The sequence below is a fragment of the Pseudoduganella rivuli genome (assembly GCF_009674485.1).
Classification (GTDB): Bacteria; Pseudomonadota; Gammaproteobacteria; order Burkholderiales; family Burkholderiaceae_D; genus Rugamonas; species Rugamonas rivuli_B.
The window spans coordinates 1-22143 of the sequence record NZ_WKJJ01000009.1 but is presented as its reverse complement, the minus strand read 5'-3'; the positions used below and the strand labels follow the sequence as shown (position 1 = coordinate 22143).

Here is a 22143-nt window from a genome sequence, read left to right as displayed (position 1 = left end):
CCAACATGGCCCATGCGTGGCTCTGGCGGCATGATAAAATCACCGGTCTTTTGCCCCTGGCAAGCCGCAAACAACCGCGTATTTACACACGATAGCTCTTTTAACGGCGTTAACCAATGTCCTTACTGACCCAGATTTTCGGCAGCCGCAACCAGCGACTGCTCAAGCAATATCAAAAAACGGTACGCGAAATCAATGCACTCGAGCCGGCCATGGAAAAGCTGTCGGATGCCGAGCTGCAAGCTAAAACCCCTGCTTTCAAGGCCCGCATCGCCAACGGCGAAGCGCTCGATGCCCTGTTGCCGGAAGCGTTCGCCGTCTGCCGCGAAGCGTCCAAGCGCGTCTTCAAGATGCGCCACTTCGACGTGCAGCTGATCGGCGGCATGGTATTGCATTACGGAAAAATCGCTGAAATGGGTACCGGTGAAGGTAAAACGCTGACCGCGACCTTGCCGGCCTACCTGAATGCACTGTCCGGCAAGGGCGTGCATATCGTGACGGTCAATGATTACCTGGCGCAGCGCGATGCCGACACCATGGGCAAGCTGTATGGCTGGCTGGGCCTGACCACCGGCATCAACCTGTCGCAGATGGAACACGCCACCAAGCAGGCGGCCTACGCGTCCGACATCACGTACGGCACCAACAATGAATTCGGTTTCGACTACCTGCGCGACAACATGGTGTTCGAAGCCCGCGACCGCGTGCAGCGCGCACTGAATTTCGGCATCGTCGATGAAGTCGACTCGATCCTGATCGACGAAGCCCGTACCCCGCTGATCATTTCCGGCCAGGCGGAAAACCATACCGACCTGTACTACAAGATCAATGAAGTGCCGAAACTGCTGACCTTGCAGGTGGGTGAGGAAACCCCGGACGGCAAAGGCAAGATCGAAGTGCCGGGCGATTACACGAAGGACGAGAAATCGCACCAGGTGCTGCTGACCGAAGCGGGCCATGAAAAAGCCGAAGGCATCCTGGTCAAGATGGGCCTGCTGCCGGAAGGCGCATCGCTGTACGATTCCGCCAACATCACGCTGGTGCACCACCTGTACGCGGCGCTGCGCGCGCACGCGCTGTACTTCAAGGACCAGCACTACGTGGTGCAAAACAATGAAGTGGTGATCGTCGACGAATTCACGGGCCGCCTGATGACGGGCCGCCGCTGGTCCGATGGCCTGCACCAGGCGGTGGAAGCCAAGGAAGGCGTCAAGATCCAGAACGAGAACCAGACCTTGGCGTCGATCACGTTCCAGAATTACTTCCGCATGTACGGCAAGCTGGCCGGCATGACGGGTACCGCCGATACCGAAGCGTACGAATTCCAGGAAATCTATGGCCTGGAAACCGTGGTGATTCCGCCGAACCGTCCGTCGCAGCGCAAGGACAAGCAAGACCAGGTCTACAAGACCAACAACGAGAAGTACAACGCGATGCTGATCGACATCCGCGATTGCTACGAGCGCGGCCAGCCCGTGCTGGTGGGCACGACGTCGATCGAAAACTCGGAACTGCTGTCGGGCATCCTGACCGGCGCCGGGTTGCCGCACAACGTGCTGAATGCGAAACAGCACGCCCGCGAAGCGGAAATCATTGCCCAGGCGGGCCGTCCGCAAGCGATCACCATCGCCACCAACATGGCGGGCCGCGGTACCGACATCGTGTTGGGCGGTAACGTGGAAAACCAGATCAAGTTCATCGACGCCAATCCGGAATTGTCCGATGCCGACAAGGCTGCGCAAGCCAAGGCATTGCGCGATGGCTGGCAGGCGCTGCACGAAAAAGTCGTGGCGGCCGGCGGCCTGCACATCGTCGGCACCGAGCGCCATGAATCCCGCCGCGTCGACAACCAGTTGCGCGGCCGCGCCGCGCGCCAGGGCGACCCCGGTTCGTCGCGCTTCTACCTGTCGCTGGACGACCCGTTGCTGCGCATCTTCGCGGGCGACCGGGTGCGCGCCGTGATGGACCGCCTGAAAATGCCGGAAGGCGAACCAATCGAAGCGGGCATCGTGTCGCGTTCGATCGAATCCGCGCAGCGCAAGGTCGAAGCCCGCAACTTCGATATCCGTAAGCAACTGCTGGAATACGACGACGTCGCCAACGACCAGCGTAAAGTGATTTACCAGCAGCGTAACGAATTGCTGGAAGCGACCGATATCTCGGAAATGATCACGTCGCTGCGCCAGGGCTTGTTCACGGACGTGGTGCGCGAATACGTGCCGGCCGAATCCGTGGAAGAGCAGTGGGACTTGCGCGGGCTGGAAAATGCGCTGGCCAACGAATGGATGGTGCCGGTCCAGCTGCAATCGATGCTGGCCACCGAGCCGAACCTGACGGACGACGACATCGTCGAACGCGTGCTGGCGGCGGCCGATGCCGTGTACCAGGCCAAGGTCGACGTGGTGGGCAAGGAATCGTTTGGCGGCTTCGAGCGCAACGTCATGCTGCAAAGCGTGGACAGCCACTGGCGTGAACACCTGGCGGCGCTGGACCACCTGCGCCAGGGTATCCACCTGCGCGGCTATGCGCAAAAGAATCCGAAGCAGGAATACAAGCGCGAAGCGTTCGAACTGTTCGGCACCATGCTGGACTTGATCAAGAACGAAGTGGTGCGCCTGGTGATGACGGTGCGCATCCAGACCCGCGAGGAAATCGACGCGGCCGAAGCGGCCATGCAGGCGGCGCACGTGGAAAACGTGCGCTACCAGCACGCCGACTTCAACCCGGACGCGGCGCCGGAAGACTTGCTGGCGCCGAGCAGCCAGGGCGGCATCTCGACGGAAATCGAGGCGCAGCTGAGCCTGGGCGTGAAAACCGGCCGCAACGACCCGTGCCCGTGCGGCAGCGGCAAGAAATACAAGGCTTGCCACGGCAAGCTGGCGTAAAAAAACCGGGGCTTGCCCCGGTTTTTTTCAGCCCCAGGTGTTACGCGGCGGCGGCGGCGGTGGTTGGTATGGTGGCCACTGGCGCTGTTTGCATGGCCAGCGGCAGGTGCTCCTGCAAATCCAGCGCATTGCACCACTGGCGCCAGTTGCCATTGGCGACATCGACGATGTCGAGCAGCACGCGCGTGTCGAGTTGCAAGCGGCTGCTGGTGGCAGCCATTTCCGCGACCAGCGCCTTGCGCTCGCCTGGCTGCGCGAGGTACAGGCCTGCCATGCAGGAAGCCAGTTGCAGCAGGCGCGCGAGATGGCGCGTGTGGCGGTCGGTGGCCATGTGCGGCGCTTCCTGGCACAGCACGGCATCGGAATAGATATGGCCCAGGCGCCAGCTGCGCAGCAGGGCGGCGCCCATCGACAAGTGGCTGTAGCCATACAGCGCCGATTCGCGGCGCAGCAAGGTCGATACCGGCGCTTCGCGGCAATCGCGCAACAGTTTGGCGTACGAGCGGGGACGGGCGTTGGCCAGTCCCAGGCTGCCGATACCCGCCAATAAGCCCTGGCAAAACAGTTCCGGCCCGGACGCGACCGGCATTTCCGACGTCAGCGCCTGTGCCGCGCACGCCATGGCAAACGCGTGCGACCAGTAGCGGGTGTAATTGAAATCCGCGCACGCGCCGCGGCGGTGCTGGTGCAGCAAATCCAGCGCCAGCGCCAGCTGCGATGTGGGAAATGCCCCCACGGTATTCAGCGCCTCCGCCAGCGTGCCTTCCCGGCCGTTTTGGCCGGCCAGTGCCCGCACCGCATAATCGAGCGCGGGAACGTCGGCAATCCGGTCCAGCAGCGGACCGGTATCGTCATCGCCGGACTGGCACAGTTGCATCAGTTCCAGCGTGTCCCGCGTGGGAGACGGCAACAGGCCGGCGGCTTTTAACTCGGCGAAATCAATCAGGTCATTCATGGCGGCTTCTCCAGATACCGGCTGCGGCTTTGCTGTGCGCCGATTCGGGTTCATAATGGGCAATGCATAATTGCAGTGGATCAATTTTATCGAATTTTTCGCAAATTCAGCAAATTTGATTAATTTGTTTTTTCTATCGAAGCCGCGAAACAGCGGTGAGGTTACTAATTCAGAGGATGGCAATGGCGGCTGACGAGGTATGCACAACACAGAAAGCAGCGGAATTGCTGGGTATCTCGGTGTCTTCAGTGCAACAGTTGGTGGAAGCTGGCGTGATCGAAGCATGGAAAACCAAGGGCGGCCACCGGCGCATCCCGCTGGCTGCCGTGCATGCCTATAAAGCCGCGCCGCAAACGGGCTTTGCACGGGCCGCTGCGCCGGCGCCAACGGCCATGCCGGACGTCCATGCGCCCGTGTCCGTGCTGGTGATCGAGGACAATGCCATGCAGCGCGCCCTGTTCGAGCGCCAGCTGGCGCAGTGGGACGTGCCGATCGCCGTGCGTTTTTGCGAAAACGGGTACCAGGCGCTGATTGAAATCGCCCGTTCGCAACCGGATATCCTGCTGGCGGACATCGTGATGGAAGGTATCGATGGCTATGAAGTCATCAAGACCATCCTGGGCTATCCGGAACTGGCGGACATGAATATCGCCATCGTGTCGTCGCTGGAACCGGATGCGCTGGAACAGCGTGGCGGCGTGCCGGATGGCGTGGTGTTTTTCCCCAAACCTGTCAATTTCGATGAAGTGCGCGGCTATGTGCGCGCCTGCTGCGCCCAGACCATGCGCAAGCGCATGCGCCACGCCGCCCAGGTTTCCTAGCATGGCTTACCGGCACATCGACCCGTCCAAGCTGCTGGCGACAGTAGGCGGCGATGTGGCCGGCTACCGCCAGCTGGCCGGCATTTACCTGGCCACCACTCCCGCCATCCATGAGCAATTGCAGCAGGCGCTGGCCGGCGGCGATTGCCAGCGCACCGCGCGCGCCTGCCATACACTGAAGACCAGCGTGCTGCTGGTGGGCGCCAGCGAATTCGGTGACATGCTGCAGGCGCTGGAGCGTTTTGCGCAGCATGACGAACAGGCGGTGCTGCCGCTGGCTCGCGCGGAAGTGGCGCGTTTGTTCAGCCTGGTGGAAGAGGAAGTGCGGCAGAGCCTGTCGGATTAAACCCGGCTCACTGGTTCAACTTGGCGGGCGAACTTTTCGGCACCGTCACCCGCACCGTGGTGCCCCTGCCCGGGCTGGATTCCACGGCGATGCGCCCGCCCAGTCCCCCGGTCACGAGGTTGTACACGATGTTCATGCCCAGTCCCGTGCCGCCATGTCCCATCTTGGTGGTGAAGAACGGGTCGAACACGTGGCGCCGCACGTCTTCCGGCATGCCGGCGCCGTCGTCGCTGAACGTGATTTCCACCATGGCGCCATCGAGTTCCACCGCGCGGATCGTGATGGCGCCATGATCGCGGCCTTCAAACGCATGGGCCAGCGCATTGTTCAGCAGGTTGGTGAAGATCTGGTAAAAACTGCCCGGATACGAATCCAGTTCCAGCGCCGGCGGAATGTCATAGGTGGCCGTGCAATGGGCGCGCGTCAGGCGCGGCGTGTACGTGGCCATGGTGTCGAGCACCACGGCCAGCAGGTTGAATTCGCGGCGCTGGTCATTGGTCTGGTCGACCGCGATTTGCTTGAACGACGCGATCAGGTTGGCGGCCTTTTGCAGCGAACTTGAGATCAGGCCGGACGCCATCCGCACTTCATCCATGTAGGCGCTCAGCGCCGTGCGGCGCAGCGTGCCGCCGGACAGTTGGGCCTCGAAGGCGTGGACCTTGTCGGCCAGCGCGGTGGACGCCAGCAGGCTGTTGCCGATCGGCGTATTCAATTCATGCGCAATGCCGGCCACCAGCGAGCCCAGCGACGCCATTTTTTCCGACGCGATCAGGTCGTGCTGGGTTTGCTGCAAGGTTTCCAGCGCGCTTTCCAGGTCGGCCGAACGCTCCCGCACACGGGTTTCCAGCGACACATTCAAGTCTTCCAGGTCTTGCTTGGCCTTGACTTCGGCCGTCAAGTCCAGCAGCGCCCAGATGATGGCGTCGGCGCCGCCCAGCGTGAAGGTGGACGACCAGATCGCCACTTTGCCGGGGGTGCCATCCTTCAGCACGATACCGGCGATTTCGCCATACACGGCGCCGTCGCGCATGTACAGTTGCCACACCCGTTCCCGTTCGCCCGGTTCCGACCAGAATTTGACTTCGTTGGAGCGGCGGCCGATCAATTGCTCGGGACCATAGCCGAAGACGCGCGCCAGCGCCTGGTTGGTGCCGATGATGCGGCCGCTGCGGTCGGTTACCGTCAGCGGCACCGGCGTCATGTCGAACAGCGATTTGAAACGCGCTTCCGATTCCGACAGGCGCTGTTCGGACGCTTCCAGCTGCTGCAACCGTTCGCGCAGCGCGGCGCCCATGGTATTGAGCGAGCGCGCATACACTTCGATTTCGTCGCCGGCGGTATCGGGCAGCGGGCGGCCGAACGTACTCTTGAACATGTGTTCGGCCTGTGCCGTCAGCGTGCGCAGGCGCCGGCCTATGCCTTGCGAAAACATGTAGAACAGCAGGATGCCCAGCCCCAGGCCGGCCAGCGAAATCAGGCCCGATTGCAGCAGTACTTCATCGCGCGCCTTGGCCAGTTCGCTGGTGGACAGGCCGAAATTGAGCGATCCGACCTTGTTATCCTTGAGCAGGATGGGGGCGCGCGCGTGCAGCGTATCGCCTTGCTGCCACGTGCGCACGCTGTTGAAGCCGTCACCGCCGCCGGAGCGCAGGATGGCGGGCAATTCGGCGGGGCGCTGGCCCGCCGTGGTGACGGGCCGCTCATGCGCATCGAGGATGACGATATAGCGCATGAAGCTGTCCTGGGGATCGGACAGCATTTCAGTCCAGTAATTGGTGAGTTCGCCCAGGCGGCCCGTGTTGGCATACGGGCTCAGCGTCAGGTTCAGGGTCACCGCATATTCGTGGGCGACCCTGACGGCGTTGCGGTTGACGGCCTGGTCCATCAGGCGCAGGCTGTTGCCGATCAAAAGCGCGACCACCACCGCCTGCACGATGGCACTTAAAACGACGAATTTCGCGCGCAGCGACAGGCTCATTCCGACTCCCTGCAATCGGGACGCCAGCCGTCCCGCGAAGCCAGCAATATACCCGATGTGCAGGGGCCGGTGCGAAGCGGCGCGCAGTTCGCCCTTTATTGCAGGGTCAGGATGACCTTCACCGTGTCATCAACGGCCGACTTGTCGATATAGCCGATGGCCTTCGGATCGTCCGCCACGGCTTTTTTCACGTCCGCATTGGACTTGTATTCCTTGGGCGGCGTGGCCTTGCCGGTAAACACGAGCTTGGACCAGATGGCCTTTACCTGGGCCGCGTCCTTGTCGGTCAGCTTCTGGTAAAACTCATTGCGGATTTGGGAACCTTCAGCCTGGTCGATCGGCGTAAACATGTTCGACTTCCCCAGGAAGAACTGGGACGCCTGTTCCGCAAACATGCGGGTGGCGGGGTTTTTCTGGCTGACGATGACCACGGTTTCCGCTTGCGCCGGCAGGGCGGACAAGGCGGCGCCGGCAACCAGGAGGCTGGCAAGCAGTTTGTTCATGGGATGCCTCCGTTGGTCAGAACACATAATCCAGGCTGGCGCCGATCACCGTCACCGAGTCTTTCAGGCCGGCGGCCGGACCGTAAATCAGCGAACCGGTCTTGGTCTTCGGTTTGACGCGGTCGACCTGGAATTTCAGCGCGGCGGAGCTGGCGAAGTTCCAGCGCACACCCACCAGGTTGCTGTCCTGTTCTGACGCTTGCAGCAGGCCCCGTACGGCAGCCGACAGTGCGCCGCTGGCAGGGAAGCCGGCCGGCAGCGTGATCTTGGTGCTGGCGCCCTTGACCGATGCGTGCGCATAGTACGGCAGGAATTTGCCGATGCGGTAGGCGCCCATCAGGTACCACGCATCCGTTTGCGGGATGTAGACCGGATCGATGGCGCGCCGTGCGCCGAATTCGCCTTGCAGCACGATGTTGTTCCAGTCCATCGTCATGCCGACCGCATCGAATTTCATTTTCTTGCCGGCGCCGGTGACGCCGAAGTCGGCCGCCAACTGCTTGAAACCGACCGCAGACAAGGTGGCGGTCAGCGAATTGATGGGGACGATGTCATCGCTGTGCAGCGTGGTTTGCAGGTGCGCGTAGCGCACCGTGACGGGACCATATTCCGCCGACATGCTGACGCCCATGGCCGGAGCGCGGTACTTGGCGACCGACGCGGTGGCCGGCAGGAACAGCTTGCCGGACGACGTGCCGACCACGGCTTGTACCGTGACGTTGGTGTCGCCGAACGCGTGCTGCCAGTTGACGTCGGCGCCATCGATGGATTCCAGCGGCACTTGCCCGTACAGTTCCACCGGCGGGCGCATCATGGTGTTGGCGTAGCCCACGTTCTGGTAATCGGAAATCAGGAAGGTCGGCAATTGCACGCGGCCCACGCGCACATTGATTTCATCGGTGGCGCGGTATTTGACGAACGCCCACGTCAAGTCGCTGGTAAAGGTCGGGCTGGTGTTCTGGCGCGTCAGGACTTGCGCGGTGGCGGACAGCTGGTCCGTGATCTGGTACGTGGCTTGCAAGCCAAGATTGGTGTCCAGTCCCAGGCGCCAGCCATCGGCGACGCCTTCGGCCTGGTTGTAGCGCACGAATTGCGCCTTGTCGGTATCGCTCTTCGCCACGCCGAGAGTGCCGAAGCCACTGATGCTGAGTTTGCCGTCATCGACGAGGGCCGCCTGCGCGTGTGGTAAGGCCATCAGCGCGGCCAGAACAGAAGTTGCCAGGGTCAGTCGTTTCATCCAGTCCTCTTTAAGTCGCAGCGCCGGTTGGCGCGTTTGTCACCTTAGCGAATTTTTCATCCTGCACATAGGAAACTCGCACCAGACCGGTATCCCATGTGGTTTTTCCTCAACGTCCAGCGCGCAAGCCGGACGCTGAGGTTGTTTCGATGACAAATTGCTTATTGCAGGGTCAGGATGACTTTCACCGTGTCATCCACGGCGGACTTGTCGATATAACCAATGGCTTTCGGATCTTCCGCCACGGCCTTCTTCACCTCGGCATTGGACTTGTATTCCTTGGGCGGTGTGGCCTTGCCGGTAAACACCAGCTTCGACCACAGCGCCTTGACCTGGGCCGCATCCTTGTCCGTGAGCTTTTGATAAAACTCGTTGCGGATATGCGAACCTTCGGCCTGGTCGATCGGCGTGAACATGTTCGATTTACCCAGGAAGAATTGCGATGCCTGTTCCGCAAACATGCGGGTGGCCGGGTTTTTCTGGCTGACGATCACGACGGTTTCAGCGGCGGCGGGCAGGGTGGCGCAAGCCAGTGCGGCGGCGGCCAGGGTAGCCATCAACTGTTTGATTTGCATGTGCATTTGTATCACCTCAACCTTAGAAGACGAAATCGACGCCAGCGGCGACCACGGTCACGCTGTCTTTCTGGCCTGCGGCCGGCGCAAAGATCAGTGCACCGGATTTGACCTTCGGCTTGACGCGGTCGACCTGCACTTTCAGTGCGATGGATTTGGCGAAATCCCAGCGCACGCCGACCAGGTCGGACGATTGTTCGGCCGCCGTCAGCAGGTTGGTGACCGCGGCGTTCAGCGGCGGGATGCGGGTCAGGGCGGCAGGCACGGTGACCTTGGTGCCGGCGCCTTCCGACGCGGCGTGCGCGTAGTACGGCAACACCTTGCCGAAGCGGTAGCCGGCCAGCACGTACCAGGCGTTGGTTTGCGGCACATACACAGGTTCCTTGGCGCGGCGCTGTGCATATTCCGTCTGCACCAGGACGTTGTTCCAGTCGACGATGGCGCCGACGGACGTGAACGTCATGCGCTTGCCGCTGACCAGGCCGATGTCCTCGCCCAGTTGCGCGAAGCCGACCGATTTCAGGGTGGCGGCCAGCGTATTGATCGGCGTGATGTCATCGCTGTGCATGTTGGCCGACGCGTGGCCGACGCGGAACGTGACGGGGCCGTGTTCGACCGTCATGCTGATGCCCGCCAGCGGTGCGCGGTACTTGGCGACGGAGCCGCCGGCCGCGGCCAGGAACAGCTTGCCGCTGCTGGTGCCGGCAAACGCCTGCACCGTCAGGTTGGTATCGCCGAACGCGTGCTGGTAATTGACGTCGGCGCCGTCCATGCTTTCCAGCGGTTGCTGGCCATACAGTTCGACCGGCGGACGCATCATGGTGTTGGCATAGCCGACATTCTGGTAATCGGAAATCAGGAAGGCCGGCATCACCACGCGGCCGACGCGGACATTGATTTCATCGTTGATCTTGGCTTTGACAAAGCCCCAGGTCAGGTCGGTGGTGAAACTGGTGCTGGTGTTCTTGCGGGTCAGTACTTGCGCGGTGCCGGACAGCCAGTCGTTGACCTGGTACGTCGCCTGCAGGCCCAGGTTGGAATCGAGGCCGATGCGTACACCGTCCTTGACGCCGACGGCCTGGTTGTAACGGGCAAATTGCGCCGTATCCGTATCGCTCTTGGCGGCGGCCAGGGTGCCGAAGCCGCTGATGGACAAATTGCCGTCTCCCAGCGTCGCCGCCTGTGCCTGTACACCCAGCGCCGCGAGGATCGCTGCTGCTAACAGTTGTTTTTTCATTGTGTGTGCTCTCGTGTTGTATTTATAGGTGGTACGGACACGCGCGGTGCCGTGCGCGACGTAACCTTATTGGAATTCGCGTCGCGGTTAAACCGTCCGGTCTAAAAACTGAACGATAGTTCTAATTTTTGTGGCATTTTTCACCTCATTTTGTGAGTTTTTTGATATTTTTCTGTGGAAAATACGCATTGCCATTGTGGTTTTGTTATCGGGCCCGTATCTGGCCTGCTTGCGGCGGCAACGTGGCGCGGCAGGCATTACAATGTCGGCTTTTCCATCTCCAACACACGAGGAACCCGCCCATGGCCGTCAATTCCCCCCTCCCGGTCGCTGCCGACCTGAAGCCCGTCGCCGGCATCGATATCGGTTTTGCCGAAGCCGGCGTCAAGAAGCCGAACCGCAAGGATGTGCTGGTGATGCGCCTGGCCGATGGCGCCACCGTGTCCGGCGTGTTCACGCTGAACCGCTTCTGCGCGGCGCCGGTGCAGATTTCCAAGGCCAACCTGGCCGCCGTGAATGCGGGCGGCAAGCCGATCCGCGCGCTGCTGGTCAACACGGGCAACGCCAACGCGGGCACCGGTGAGGCGGGCCTGGCCAATGCGCAGCAAACCTGCGCGGAACTGGCCAGCCTGCTGGGCTGCGATGCGCAGCAAATTTTGCCATTCTCGACCGGCGTGATCCTGGAGCCGCTGCCGGTCGCCAAGATCGTGGCGGGCTTGCCGGCCGCCGTGGCGGGCCTGACCGCCGACAACTGGTACAACGCGGCGGAAGCCATCATGACCACCGATACGCAGCCGAAAGCCGGGTCGCGCACGGTGAACATCGCCGGCCACACCGTCACGCTGACGGGCATCTCCAAGGGCGCCGGCATGATCAAGCCGAACATGGCGACCATGCTGGGCTACCTGGCGTTCGACGCGAAAGTCGCACAGCCGGTGCTGGACGTGCTGGTCAAGCAAGCGGCCGACCAGTCGTTCAACTGCATTTCCATCGATGGCGATACGTCGACCAACGATTCGTTCATGCTGATCGCGACGGGCGCCGGTTCGCTGGTGGTCGATTCGGTCGATTCGCCGGAATACAAGGCGCTGGCCGCCGCCGTGACGGAACTGTCGGTGTTCCTGGCGCAAGCCATCGTGCGCGACGGCGAAGGCGCCACCAAGTTCATGACCATCACGGTGGAAGACGGCGCGTCGGTGGAAGAGTGCCGCAAGATCGCTTATTCGATCGCCCACTCGCCGCTGGTGAAAACCGCGTTCTTCGCGTCCGACCCGAACCTGGGCCGCATCCTGGCCGCGATCGGCTACGCGGGCGTCGATGACCTGGACGTGTCGAAGATCAACCTGTACCTCGATGACGTGTGGGTCGCGAAAGATGGCGGCCGCAATCCGGACTACAAGGAAGAAGACGGCCAGCGCGTGATGAAGCAAAGCGAAATCACCGTGCGCGTGAAACTGGCGCGCGGCGCTTCGACGGCAACGGTGTATACCTGCGACCTGTCGCACGACTACGTCAGCATCAACGCTGACTACCGTTCCTGAGATGGCCGCGATGGCTACCACGTCGCTCGAACAATTCCTGCAGCGTGCCGAAGCGGTACTGGCGCGCGTGGAAGCGATCCTGCCGCAGGCGCCGCGCGAGCCGGACTGGAACCTGTCGTTCGCCTACCGCTGGCGCCGCCGCCACGGCGCGGCCAGCCAGTTGCAGCCGGTGCGCAGTGTGGCAAAGATCGCGCTGGACGACTTGCACAACATCGCGCGCCAGAAGGAAGCGATCGAGCAGAACACGCGCCAGTTCGTGGCGGGCCGCCCGGCCAACAATGTGCTGTTGACGGGCGCGCGTGGCACCGGCAAGTCGTCGCTGATCAAGGCCTGCCTGAACCGCTTTGCCGGCGACGGCTTGCGCCTGATCGAAGTGGACAAGGAAGACTTGCACGAACTGGGCGACATCGTCGACCTGGTGGCGGGACGTCCCGAGCGCTTCATCATCTTTTGCGACGACTTGTCGTTTGAAGAGGGCGAGAGCGGCTACAAGGCGTTGAAGGTCGCGCTCGATGGTTCCGTGTCGGCGCAATCGGACAATGTGCTGATTTACGCGACGTCGAACCGGCGCCACCTGATGCCGGAGCGGATGTCCGATAACGCGACCTACAAGCATGACGAGGATGGCGACCTGCATCCGGGCGAGACGGTGGAAGAAAAGATTTCACTGTCCGAGCGGTTTGGCTTGTGGCTGTCGTTTTATCCGTTCAAGCAGGACGATTACCTGGACATCGTGTCGTACTGGCTCAGGCACTTCGGCTGCACGGATGCGCAGGTCGAAGAGGCGCGCGGCGAAGCGCTGCGCTGGGCGCTGCAGCGGGGTTCCCGCTCCGGCCGCGTGGCGTGGCAATTCGCGCGGGATCATGCGGGGAAGATGGCATGAGTATCGTCGACGTGGCGGTAGGGGTGCTGGTCAAGCCGAACGGCGACGTGCTGCTGGGCCAGCGCCCGGCCGGCAAGCCGTATGACGGCTATTGGGAATTTCCGGGCGGTAAAGTCGATCCGGGTGAAACCGTGCTGGAAGCGCTGAAGCGGGAATTCCTGGAAGAGCTGGGTTTAACCATCCACAGTGCGCAGGAATGGTGCGGCGTGGAACACGTTTATCCACACGCTCACGTGCGGTTGCACTTCTATCTCAGCCGTGACTGGAGCGGGGAACCGCAAAGCCTGGAAGGGCAAGCCTTCGCGTGGCAGGGCGCGGTGGGCGTGGAACCGTTGCTGCCAGCCACGATTCCACTGCTGGAGTGGCTCGAACAGATCCGCCACGATCCAACCGCACTGCCATAAATGCAGAAGACTATCGTTCCATTAGCGAACGATAGTCCTTTTGGGGCCAGGCCCCAAAATATCGAACGATAGTTCTTTTGGGGCCAGGCCCCAAAATATCGACTAGTTTTGTGCGGGCAGGAATTATTCTTCGTCGTTGGGATCGACGGGGGGAGCAGCGGGGATCGTGTATTTTTCTTCGGCCCAGGCGCCCAGGTCGATTTGTTTGCAGCGTTCGGAACAGAACGGGCGGTATTTGTTCTTTTCAGTCCACTCCACTTTGGCGGAGCACGTCGGGCATTCAACTACGGCAGTCATGTTACGTCACTTCAAAAATTACAGAGCGTCAGCTCGAACGGGATATCGTCTTCCAGCGGGCGCGGCTTCAAATCGCCCCCCTGCGTGGTAAAGCGTACCCACAACATATATTTATTCGCAGAAATTTCGGGAATCGCGCCCAGCGTATCGTCCAGCGTCAGGCGCAGCATTTGATAAACCTTGCCTTGCAGCATTTGTTGATAACTGCCGGAATTGGCGATCATTTTCACGGGGCCGCCGGAATCGCGCAACAAGCGTAATACCAGGCCCAAGGCATCGAATAATGGCGCCAGTGGGCCAAACCAGCCGGCAATATCGTTAAAGCGGGCTTCCGCCGAACGCTGCTGCCACGCGTAATACGACGGCAAATCAAATTCGCAGGCGCCGCCGGGAATAATCGTGCGGCCGCGAATGCTCATCAGCCATTCATTGTCCCGGACATTCTGGCCGGTTTTCCCCTGTGCCGCCACCAGCGCGCTGGAAACCGCGTCCAGTTCGGACAGCACGGCATCCAGCATGTCGGCCTGGACATTGGGATTCGAGCGGTAACCCAGCAAACTTTGACGCTGGCGTTCCAGTTCTTGCAGTAAATCGGACTTTAAATCGGCGCGGCCAGCCACTTCCAGCATGTCGAAAATCGTCGCCAGCGCGACGTGATGCTGCATCGGGTGTTCCTGGTGCACAAAGAATTTGAATTTCTCATACAGGTCTTCCAGCCGCAACAACGTGCGTATGCGCTCGTTGAAAGGGTATTCGTAGACAATCAAAATGACTTCCCTCTAAAGATGGGCCTGAAAGAATTCCGTGATTCTGAACCAAGCTAGCCGAAATTACAAACGTTGCGACGGTATTGTTATCGTTCCTGCTGAAAATGCCAGGTATAAATCGTGGAAACGGGCAACTTGTTCCTCCAGTGCACTTAATTCTCCGCCATTATTGATGATATCGTCCGCTGCCGCCGCACGTTGCGCCCGCGTCGCCTGGTTGGCCATGATGGCCAATACCTGGTCTTCCGCCAGGCCATTACGGGCCATCACGCGGGCCACTTGCACGGCTTCCGGGCAATCGACCACCAGCACGCGCGACACGCGCTGCTTCCAGTTACCGGATTCCACCAGCAGCGGCACGTCATAGATCACGTAAGCGCCTGTGGCGGCTGCTGCGGCGGCCAGCGCCGCGTCGCGGATGCGGGGATGCAGGATGGCTTCCAGCCGCGCCTTGGCCGTCGGATCGGAAAATACCAGCGCGCGCATTTTAGCGCGGTCCAGCGCGCCGTGTGCGTCCGCATACTGCGCGCCGAACTCGGCCACGATGGCCGGCATGGCCGGTCCATGGGGTCCTGTCATGCTGTGGGCGATCTGGTCGGTGTCGACGATGGTGGCGCCGCGCGCGGCAAACAGGCGCGCCACCACGCTCTTGCCGCTGCCGATGCCGCCCGTCAGCCCTACGGTGAAAGCGCTCACGTCATTGCCCCAGCACGGCGGCCAGCAATGCCTGCAACGGCGCCTTGTAGACAATGGCGATCAGGCCCGCCGCCGCCAGGTAAGGGCCGAACGGAAACTTGTAACCGAATCCGGCGCGCGCCATGATCATCTGGATGACGCCGAATACGGCGCCGGAAACCGCCGACAGGATGATGATAATGGGCAGCATGGTCCAGCCCATCCACGCGCCCAGCGCGGCCAGCAGCTTGAAGTCGCCATAGCCCATGCCTTCCTTGCCCGTCGCCAGCTTGAACAGCCAATACACGCTCCACAGGGCCATATAGCCTGCCGCCGCGCCGATCACGGCTTCGTCCAGCGGCACGAACAGGCCTTTCACGTTCAGCAGCAGCCCGATCCACAGCAGCGGCAACGTCAGCGCATCGGGCAGCATCATGGTGTCCAGGTCGATAAACGTCATGGCGATCAGCAGCCAGGCGAACACCAGTACCGCCATGCCGGTCCAGCCGCTGCCGAAGTGCCACACCAGCCCGGCGGACACCAGCCCGGTAAACGCTTCGACCAGCGGATAGCGGATGGAAATGCCGGCCTTGCACTGGCTGCATTTTCCTTTCAGGACCGCATAGCTGATGACGGGGATATTTTCCAGCGCCGTGATCTGGTGCCCGCAATGGGGGCAGGCCGAGCGGGGCATCACGAGGTCGTAGCGGTCCGTATGGGGCAGCGGTTCTTCGCGGATTTCCGCAATGGTGTTGTCGGTTTCACGCTGTTCCATGATGGGCAGGCGATGGATGACGACATTCAGGAAGCTGCCGATCAATAGACCAAAGATGCCCGCGGCAAGCGCGGCAATCAGGGTGGCGGGCGGGGCAAACAGCAAGAGTTCCTGCATCGGTAGGGTTCCGTTGGTTGGTTTTCTTCGTATATTAAGGGAAATACGGGAGACCGGCGGCAGTCAGCGACGGCCGCCGGTTCGGGACAGGCAGTACCGGGCTTACACCACCGAACCCAGTTTGAAGATTGGCAGGTACATGGCCACCACCAGGCCGCCAATGATGGTGCCGAGGATCACCATGATCAGCGGTTCCATCAGGCTTGACAGCGAAGCCACGGCTTCGTCGACTTCTTCTTCATAAAAGTCCGCCACCTTGCCCAGCATCGAATCCAGCGCACCGGATTCTTCGCCGATGGCCACCATTTGCGTGACCATGGTGGGGAAGACGTCGGCATTTTGCATGGCCACCGTCAGGCTGGTGCCGGTCGAGACTTCGTTCTGGATGCGCTTGGTCGCTTCCAGGTACACGATATTGCCGGACGCGCCACCGACGGAATCCAGCGATTCCACCAGCGGCACACCGGCCGCGAACATGGTCGACAGGGTCCGGGTCCAGCGCGCCACCGTGGCCTTCCTGATCACCTCGCCGAAAATCGGCAACTTCAGCATCAGCACGTCCATGGCGCGCTGTACCTTGGGCGAGCGCCGCCACGCCTGGAAGAAGAAGTAAATCGCGCCGAAGATACTGCCGAAGATCAGCCACCAGTACTGGACAAAGTATTCCGACACGGTCATCACGAACAAGGTCGGCGCCGGCAAGTCCGCGCCGAAGCTCTTGAACACTTCCTTGAAGGCGGGCACCACCCAGATCATGATGACGGCCGTGACGATGAATGCCACGCCCAGGATCGACACCGGGTAGGTCAGCGCCGATTTGATCTTGGCCTTCATGGCCAGGGTTTTTTCCTTATAGATCGCCAGCCGCGTCAGCAAATCTTCGAGGATACCGGCCTGTTCGCCGGCGCCCACCAGGTTGCAGAACAGCGGGTCGAAATACAGGGGGAATTTGCGGAACGCCTGGTTCAGGCTGGTGCCGGTTTCAATATCGGCCCGCAAGTCCATGATCATTTTCGCCACGGACGGATTCGAGTGGCCCTTGCCCACGATGTCGAACGATTGCAGCAGTGGCACGCCGGCCTTCATCATCGTGGCCAGCTGGCGCGTAAACAGCGTGATGTCCTTGTCCGTGATTTTCTGGCCGGCCCGGTAGGTCTTTTTCTTGACCTTGGTGACCATGATGCCCTGGCGCCGCAAGGTCACGTTGACCACGGCTTCGCCGCCGGCGCGCAATTCGCCCCGCACGGTTTTGCCGCTCTTGTCCTTGCCTTCCCAGGCGTACACGGATTCCTTGACCGGTCCGCCCGCGTTGCTCGATGTGGCCATATACTTTCCTTACTCGTTGGTGCAGCCGAGCACTTCTTCCAGGCTGGTCAAGCCATTCTTGACTTTGACGAGGCCGGACTGGCGCAGCGATTTGACGCCTTCTTTTTCCGACTGTTCGGCGATTTGCATCGCATTGCCATGGGCCAGGATGATGGCTTCAATGGCCGGCGTGATCGGCATGATCTGGTAGATGCCGACCCGGCCCTTGTAGCCGCCGCCGTTGCAGCGCTCACAGCCGACGGGGCCGTAGGGTTTCCAGCTGCCGTCCAGTTCCTCTTCCTTGAATCCGGCCTTCAATAACAGGTCGCGTGAAATATCGACCGGCTGCTTGCAGGTGCATAAACGCCGCGCCAGGCGCTGCGCGGTAATTAAAATCACGGACGACGCGATATTGAACGGCGCCACGCCCATGTTCATCAGGCGCGTCAACGTCGACGGCGCGTCATTGGTGTGCAACGTGGAAAATACCATGTGGCCGGTCTGTGCCGCCTTGATCGCAATATCGCCGGTTTCCAGGTCGCGGATCTCGCCCACCATGATGATATCCGGGTCTTGCCGCAAAAACGCTTTCAGCGCGACAGGGAAGGTCAGGCCCGCGCGGTCGTTGACGTTCACCTGGTTCACGCCCGGCAAGTTGATCTCGGCCGGGTCTTCCGCGGTCGAGATATTGATACCGGGCTGGTTCAGGATGTTCAGGCACGTGTACAGCGACACGGTCTTGCCGGAGCCGGTCGGACCCGTCACCAGCACCATGCCGTACGGGCGGTGGATGGCGTCGAGCAGCAATTGCTTCTGGTCCGGATCATAGCCCAGCGAATCGATCCCCATTTGCGCCTGTGTGGCGTCAAGGATACGCATGACGGTTTTTTCGCCAAACAGCGTCGGCAGCGTGGACACCCGCAAATCAATGGTTTTCGTCGGTGACACGATCAGCCGCATGCGGCCATCCTGCGGCACGCGCTTTTCTGAAATATCCAGCTTGGCCAGCACCTTGATGCGCGATACCAGCTTGTCCTTGATGGAGACCGGCGGCTGCGCATGTTCGAGCAGGACGCCGTCGACGCGGAAGCGGATGCGGTAAAACTTTTCAAAGGGTTCGAAATGCAAATCCGATGCGCCCAGGTTGACGGCATCCATCAGCATCTTGTTCAGGAAGCGCACGATCGGCGCGTCTTCCACGTCGGTCGCGCCCGGGTCGGCGCTGGTTTCCGCCGGCGCTTCCTGTTCTTCCGCGAACTGGATGTCTTCCTGGTCGCCCGCCAGTTCATTGAGGCTTTGCTCGGCGCTGCGGCCCAGCGACGCCAGCAATTGCAGCAGGCTGTCATGCGGCACGATCACCGGCTCGACGGTCGACTCCGTCTGGAACTTGATCTGGTCCAGCGCCTGGGTATTGGTGGGGTCGGAAATCGCCACCGCCATCTTGTTGCCCCGTTTCGACAGCGCCACCACGCGCTGCGCCATCATCAGCTTGGGCTCGATGATTTTCTGCGGCAACTGGTCGACGGCAAAGGCCGCCAGGTCCATCATCGGGTAGGCGAAGGTTTCCGAGCAAAAGCCCGCCAGGTCGCGGGGGGAGATCGAGCCGCTGGCCAGCAGCGTGTCAATGAAGGGCTGCTTGTCCGTTTGCGCTTTTTTTTGCAGCGCATCCGCCTGCACTGGAGTCAGGCGGCCCGCCTGCATCAATGCTCGCGCCAGCCCTGGCAAGGGCGGGCTGGACGCCGGATTGGGTTGGACTGCAGCCATAAAAGCGCGCCGTTAGGAAAACTGCAAGATTGATAGTCAGGCTCGAAGCCATCCGCCGATGATGCCTGTAGGCATCATTTTTGTAAAGGAGCGGTCCAACCGTGCGCGCGGCCTGGCGACGTTTCAGCTGCGCGGACGTATCAATTTCACGACTTTGATCGACTGGTTCTGCACTTGTACCACCTCGACCACGCACCCACCCGTTTTGACGCTGATGGGCGCTTCCGGAATGTCTTGCAAGTATTCCAACAGCATCCCGTTCAGGGTTTTCGGCCCATCCAGGGAAAAGTTTAATCCCAGACGCTTGTTAATGTCACGTAATGCCACGGAACCTTCCAACAGGCAGTCGCCCTGGGCGCTCCACGCGAACGAATCTGCCCGTGCGGCGCCCGGCGTGGATGTGGTGAATTCGCCAATCATCTCTTCAATGATGTCGTCCAGGGTGACGAGACCCTGCACTTCGCCGTATTCGTCGACGATGATGCCCAGGCGTTCCTTGTTTTCCTGGAAATACTGTAATTGCGTCAGCACGCCCGTATCCTGGGGAATGAAATACGGCTCCGTCAGCAGCGCGCGGAAGTGGTCCGCCGTCAGTTCGTCTTCCTGCGTCAGCAGCGCCATGGCTTTGCGCACGTGCAGGATACCGGCGATCTGGTTGATCTCGCCTTCATAGACGGGCAATTTGTTGTGGTAGCACGTGGTCAGCTGGCGCTTGATTTCCTCGACCGGGGCGGCCAGGTTCAGCGCTTCGATGTGCACGCGTGGCGTCATGATGTCTTCGACGGAAATCGCTTCCAGGTCGAACAGGTTGAGCAGGATGCTGCGGTGTTTTTGCGGCATGGCGTTGCCGCCATCCAACAACAGCGTGCGCAATTCGTCCGGCGACAGCCGCGCATCGTGCAGCGGCGTGCCCATGCGGATGCCGAACACCCGCAGCACCGTGCTGGTGAACAGGTTGATGAACCACAGCAGCGGACGGGCCGCCGACAACAGCGGGCGCAGCAGCATGGCGGTGGGCAGCGCGATTTGTTCCGCGTAGGTGGCGCCGATCATCTTGGGCGAGATTTCCGCAAACACCACCAGCAGGAACGTCATGGCGGCCGTGGAGCCGACCACCAGCCACTCGTCATAGCCAAAGGTGTGGATGACGATGGCGGTGACCAGCGCGATGGCGGTGGCGTTGATCAGCGTATTGGCGATCAATACCAGCGACAGCAGTTTATTGGTGCGTTCCAGCAGCCACAGCGTGGCAACGGCGCGCCGGCTGCCGCGCTTGGCCTTGTGGCGCAGGCGGTGCCGGTTGGCGGCCATCAGGGCGGTTTCCGCCATGGCGAAAAACGCGGAACACAGAATCAGGAAAGCAAGCGCAGTCAGTTGCGCCCATATGGGTACGGTATCCAATGGGTCACCGTGTAAAAGCAGGCATGGGAATGGTCAATCGGCAGGGGCAGGAACCGGCCCGTAGCGGTGGCCGCGAGGCGCGGGTTCGTGGATTTTAAGGCAACTGGTGTTACCCGGCAAGCTGACTGGACACGTGCAGGAACCGCCGTGCCGGGCCATGCAGGCGCGCGCGGCCGTGGAAAAATTCGGCGTAGATTAAATCTCCCCTGATGAGGAGATGGAAATGAGTGTCTTGCACGAAACAATCCACGGCCGCGTGGTCGGCCGGTTTTTGCCAGTGCTGTGTGCACTGGCGCCCATCGCCACTGTCCAGGCTGCCGTACTGGCAGCGGGCCCTGGCAAGACGTATGCAACGCCGTGTGCCGCGTTCGCGGCCGCGCGTACCGGCGACATCGTGGAAATCGAAGGCGCCAATACCTATAGCGGCAATGTCTGCTACATCGCCACCAGCAACCTGACGATACGGGGCGTGCGGGGCCGCCCGAAAATCGATGCGGCCGGCAAGAATGCGCAAGGGAAGGCCGTGTGGGTGATCGGCGGCAGCAACGTGGTGGTGGAGAACGTGGAAATCTTTGGCGCCAAGGTGCCGGACAGGAATGGCGCCGCGTTCCGTATCGAAGGCACGAACTTCACGCTGCGTAACAGCTTTATTCACGACAATGAAAACGGCATCCTGTGCGGCGCCAACCCGAATTCCAACATCGTGTTGGAAAACAATGACTTCGGCCACAACGGCGATGGCAGCGGCCAGACCCACAATGTGTATATCGGCGCCATTGCCAGCCTGGTATTCCGCTATAACTATTCGCACGATGCGGTGATCGGCCACAACCTGAAATCCCGCGCACTGGTCAACACGGTGATTTACAACCGCTTTTCCACCCTGGCTCCAACCGAGCAGGGCAGTACGGCGGCGGGCCGGCCCAGTTATGAAATTGATTTGCCGAATGGCGGCACGGCGTACGTGATCGGCAATGTGATCCAGCAACCGGCGGCTTATGAAAACAGCACCCTGCTGTCGTATGCCAGCGAAGCCAGCAGCGGCGCCGCCGATGCGCTGTATATCGTCAACAACACCTTCCTCAACGATGGCGCCAACGGCATCTTTATCAACGTGCATCCCCGCATCACGAAGCCGGCGCACATCCAAAACAACCTGTTTTCAGGAAGAGGGACACTGGCCAGCCAGGCGGCCGCCACCTTGCAAACCAATTACAAGGCGGACCAGGTGGCATTCGTGAACCGTGCCGCGTACGACTTGCACCCGCTGACCAATCCGCAAATCACGGGCGCCGGTTCGGAACCCATCGTGCCGCCGACCGGCGTGGCATTGCGGCCCGTGATGGAATACCAGCACACGGCCAGCGCGGCGCCACGGCCGCCGGCAGTCAAGCTCGATATCGGCGCCTATCAGACGGGCGCCCCGGCCGTCACCGTGTTATCCGCGGGAACCAGGAAGCCGTAGCGCTTCTTTCCGAAAAAAGTGCCAGGGACTTCCAACTGGAATTCACGTCCCTGCCACTTTTTTGTTAAAGGAAACGCTTATTTTTGGTTCTTCACGGATTGCCGGGAAACGCTGCTTTGATCTTCAGGAAGAAGAATTCCGAGTCGCGATAGCCATAGGCCATCCGTTTCATTACCTTTATCTTGTTGTTGATGCCCTCGAGCTGGCCGGTA

Annotated in this window: 21 protein-coding genes; 7 read left to right on the top strand and 14 right to left on the bottom strand. The window is 61.1% G+C overall.

Annotated elements, in window-relative coordinates:
- Positions 1–116: 116 nt before the first annotated feature.
- Positions 117–2885, top strand: coding sequence for a preprotein translocase subunit SecA (secA, locus tag GJ700_RS15120; RefSeq protein WP_154375249.1), 2769 nt, complete (start codon positions 117–119; stop codon positions 2883–2885).
- Between the two features lie 40 nt (positions 2886–2925).
- Here secA and GJ700_RS36110 read toward each other — a convergent pair whose 3' ends face one another.
- Complete coding sequence (locus tag GJ700_RS36110) at positions 2926–3840, bottom strand: HDOD domain-containing protein (RefSeq protein WP_195763912.1); 915 nt, start codon at positions 3838–3840, stop codon at positions 2926–2928.
- Positions 3841–4022: 182 nt separating this feature from the next.
- On the opposite strand from GJ700_RS36110, the gene GJ700_RS15110 reads away from it, so the two are divergent.
- Positions 4023–4661: a response regulator gene (locus tag GJ700_RS15110; protein ID WP_154375244.1), complete on the top strand. Its 639-nt coding sequence runs from the start codon at positions 4023–4025 to the stop codon at positions 4659–4661.
- Position 4662: 1 nt separating this feature from the next.
- Positions 4663–5007, top strand: coding sequence for an Hpt domain-containing protein (locus tag GJ700_RS15105; protein ID WP_195763911.1), 345 nt, complete (start codon positions 4663–4665; stop codon positions 5005–5007).
- Between the two features lie 7 nt (positions 5008–5014).
- Here the strand turns inward: GJ700_RS15105 and GJ700_RS15100 are convergent, their stop codons facing one another.
- The 5 genes from GJ700_RS15100 to GJ700_RS15080 all read right to left on the bottom strand — a co-directional run bounded on the left by GJ700_RS15100 (position 5015) and on the right by GJ700_RS15080 (position 10537).
- A complete protein-coding gene (locus GJ700_RS15100; protein ID WP_154375239.1) occupies positions 5015–6985 on the bottom strand; it encodes an ATP-binding protein in 1971 nt (656 codons plus the stop codon).
- Positions 6986–7080: 95 nt separating this feature from the next.
- Positions 7081–7488: a type 2 periplasmic-binding domain-containing protein gene (locus tag GJ700_RS15095; protein ID WP_154375237.1), complete on the bottom strand. Its 408-nt coding sequence runs from the start codon at positions 7486–7488 to the stop codon at positions 7081–7083.
- A 16-nt stretch (positions 7489–7504) separates the two neighbouring features.
- Positions 7505–8725, bottom strand: coding sequence for a hypothetical protein (locus GJ700_RS15090; RefSeq protein ID WP_154375235.1), 1221 nt, complete (start codon positions 8723–8725; stop codon positions 7505–7507).
- Positions 8726–8886: 161 nt separating this feature from the next.
- Positions 8887–9300, bottom strand: a complete 414-nt coding sequence (locus GJ700_RS15085; protein WP_154375743.1) for a type 2 periplasmic-binding domain-containing protein — start codon at positions 9298–9300, stop codon at positions 8887–8889.
- A 22-nt stretch (positions 9301–9322) separates the two neighbouring features.
- The gene (locus GJ700_RS15080; protein ID WP_154375233.1) at positions 9323–10537 is read right to left on the bottom strand and encodes a porin; all 1215 of its coding nucleotides are present in this window, start codon (positions 10535–10537) and stop codon (positions 9323–9325) included.
- 302 nt (positions 10538–10839) lie between these two features.
- On the opposite strand from GJ700_RS15080, the gene argJ reads away from it, so the two are divergent.
- From argJ to GJ700_RS15065, 3 genes are read left to right on the top strand one after another with little or no spacing between them, the layout of a single operon-like run.
- Positions 10840–12078, top strand: coding sequence for a bifunctional glutamate N-acetyltransferase/amino-acid acetyltransferase ArgJ (argJ, locus tag GJ700_RS15075; protein WP_154375231.1), 1239 nt, complete (start codon positions 10840–10842; stop codon positions 12076–12078).
- Between the two features lie 10 nt (positions 12079–12088).
- Complete coding sequence (locus GJ700_RS15070) at positions 12089–12961, top strand: ATP-binding protein (RefSeq protein ID WP_154375229.1); 873 nt, start codon at positions 12089–12091, stop codon at positions 12959–12961.
- On the top strand, positions 12958–13365 hold the full coding sequence (locus GJ700_RS15065) for an NUDIX domain-containing protein (protein ID WP_154375228.1): 408 nt from the start codon (positions 12958–12960) through the stop codon (positions 13363–13365). The genes GJ700_RS15070 and GJ700_RS15065 overlap by 4 nt, the downstream gene beginning before the upstream one ends.
- Before the next feature lie 123 nt (positions 13366–13488).
- Here the strand turns inward: GJ700_RS15065 and yacG are convergent, their stop codons facing one another.
- The 7 genes from yacG to GJ700_RS15030 all read right to left on the bottom strand — a co-directional run bounded on the left by yacG (position 13489) and on the right by GJ700_RS15030 (position 20466).
- Entirely contained in the window at positions 13489–13662 is a 174-nt protein-coding gene (gene yacG / locus GJ700_RS15060) for a DNA gyrase inhibitor YacG (RefSeq protein WP_154375226.1), read from the bottom strand.
- Positions 13663–13673: 11 nt separating this feature from the next.
- The gene (zapD, locus tag GJ700_RS15055) at positions 13674–14429 is read right to left on the bottom strand and encodes a cell division protein ZapD (protein WP_154375224.1); all 756 of its coding nucleotides are present in this window, start codon (positions 14427–14429) and stop codon (positions 13674–13676) included.
- A gap of 63 nt (positions 14430–14492) precedes the next feature.
- Entirely contained in the window at positions 14493–15125 is a 633-nt protein-coding gene (gene coaE, locus GJ700_RS15050) for a dephospho-CoA kinase (RefSeq protein ID WP_371867964.1), read from the bottom strand.
- 1 nt (position 15126) lies between these two features.
- Positions 15127–15996, bottom strand: coding sequence for a prepilin peptidase (locus tag GJ700_RS15045; RefSeq protein WP_154375220.1), 870 nt, complete (start codon positions 15994–15996; stop codon positions 15127–15129).
- A 102-nt stretch (positions 15997–16098) separates the two neighbouring features.
- The gene (locus tag GJ700_RS15040; RefSeq protein WP_154375218.1) at positions 16099–17322 is read right to left on the bottom strand and encodes a type II secretion system F family protein; all 1224 of its coding nucleotides are present in this window, start codon (positions 17320–17322) and stop codon (positions 16099–16101) included.
- Positions 17323–17331: 9 nt separating this feature from the next.
- Complete coding sequence (gene pilB / locus GJ700_RS15035; RefSeq protein ID WP_154375216.1) at positions 17332–19065, bottom strand: type IV-A pilus assembly ATPase PilB; 1734 nt, start codon at positions 19063–19065, stop codon at positions 17332–17334.
- Between the two features lie 123 nt (positions 19066–19188).
- Positions 19189–20466 carry an HlyC/CorC family transporter gene (locus GJ700_RS15030; RefSeq protein WP_154375214.1) on the bottom strand — a complete coding sequence of 426 codons (1278 nt, stop codon included), beginning with the start codon at positions 20464–20466 and terminating at the stop codon, positions 19189–19191.
- A gap of 223 nt (positions 20467–20689) precedes the next feature.
- On the opposite strand from GJ700_RS15030, the gene GJ700_RS15025 reads away from it, so the two are divergent.
- The gene (locus GJ700_RS15025) at positions 20690–21931 is read left to right on the top strand and encodes a right-handed parallel beta-helix repeat-containing protein (protein WP_154375213.1); all 1242 of its coding nucleotides are present in this window, start codon (positions 20690–20692) and stop codon (positions 21929–21931) included.
- Between the two features lie 91 nt (positions 21932–22022).
- On the opposite strand, the gene GJ700_RS15020 is transcribed toward GJ700_RS15025, so the two are convergent.
- Positions 22023–22143 (bottom strand): transposase (locus GJ700_RS15020; protein WP_195763910.1); only part of this gene is annotated, 121 nt, incomplete at its 5' end.

Bases quoted from the DNA above. Each gene is read 5' to 3' on its own strand.
- GJ700_RS36110 (WP_195763912.1), bottom strand. From the start codon at position 3,840: ATGAATGACCTGATTGATTTCGCCGAGTTAAAAGCCGCCGGCCTGTTG.
- secA (WP_154375249.1), top strand. From the start codon at position 117: ATGTCCTTACTGACCCAGATTTTCGGCAGCCGCAACCAGCGACTGCTC.
- GJ700_RS15105 (WP_195763911.1), top strand. From the start codon at position 4,663: ATGGCTTACCGGCACATCGACCCGTCCAAGCTGCTGGCGACAGTAGGC.
- GJ700_RS15090 (WP_154375235.1), bottom strand. From the start codon at position 8,725: ATGAAACGACTGACCCTGGCAACTTCTGTTCTGGCCGCGCTGATGGCC.
- GJ700_RS15025 (WP_154375213.1), top strand. From the start codon at position 20,690: ATGAGTGTCTTGCACGAAACAATCCACGGCCGCGTGGTCGGCCGGTTT.
- GJ700_RS15070 (WP_154375229.1), top strand. From the start codon at position 12,089: ATGGCTACCACGTCGCTCGAACAATTCCTGCAGCGTGCCGAAGCGGTA.
- GJ700_RS15095 (WP_154375237.1), bottom strand. From the start codon at position 7,488: ATGAACAAACTGCTTGCCAGCCTCCTGGTTGCCGGCGCCGCCTTGTCC.
- GJ700_RS15100 (WP_154375239.1), bottom strand. From the start codon at position 6,985: ATGAGCCTGTCGCTGCGCGCGAAATTCGTCGTTTTAAGTGCCATCGTG.
- GJ700_RS15085 (WP_154375743.1), bottom strand. From the start codon at position 9,300: ATGCAAATCAAACAGTTGATGGCTACCCTGGCCGCCGCCGCACTGGCT.
- GJ700_RS15045 (WP_154375220.1), bottom strand. From the start codon at position 15,996: ATGCAGGAACTCTTGCTGTTTGCCCCGCCCGCCACCCTGATTGCCGCG.
- GJ700_RS15065 (WP_154375228.1), top strand. From the start codon at position 12,958: ATGAGTATCGTCGACGTGGCGGTAGGGGTGCTGGTCAAGCCGAACGGC.
- argJ (WP_154375231.1), top strand. From the start codon at position 10,840: ATGGCCGTCAATTCCCCCCTCCCGGTCGCTGCCGACCTGAAGCCCGTC.
- yacG (WP_154375226.1), bottom strand. From the start codon at position 13,662: ATGACTGCCGTAGTTGAATGCCCGACGTGCTCCGCCAAAGTGGAGTGG.
- GJ700_RS15040 (WP_154375218.1), bottom strand. From the start codon at position 17,322: ATGGCCACATCGAGCAACGCGGGCGGACCGGTCAAGGAATCCGTGTAC.
- GJ700_RS15080 (WP_154375233.1), bottom strand. From the start codon at position 10,537: ATGAAAAAACAACTGTTAGCAGCAGCGATCCTCGCGGCGCTGGGTGTA.
- pilB (WP_154375216.1), bottom strand. From the start codon at position 19,065: ATGGCTGCAGTCCAACCCAATCCGGCGTCCAGCCCGCCCTTGCCAGGG.
- GJ700_RS15110 (WP_154375244.1), top strand. From the start codon at position 4,023: ATGGCGGCTGACGAGGTATGCACAACACAGAAAGCAGCGGAATTGCTG.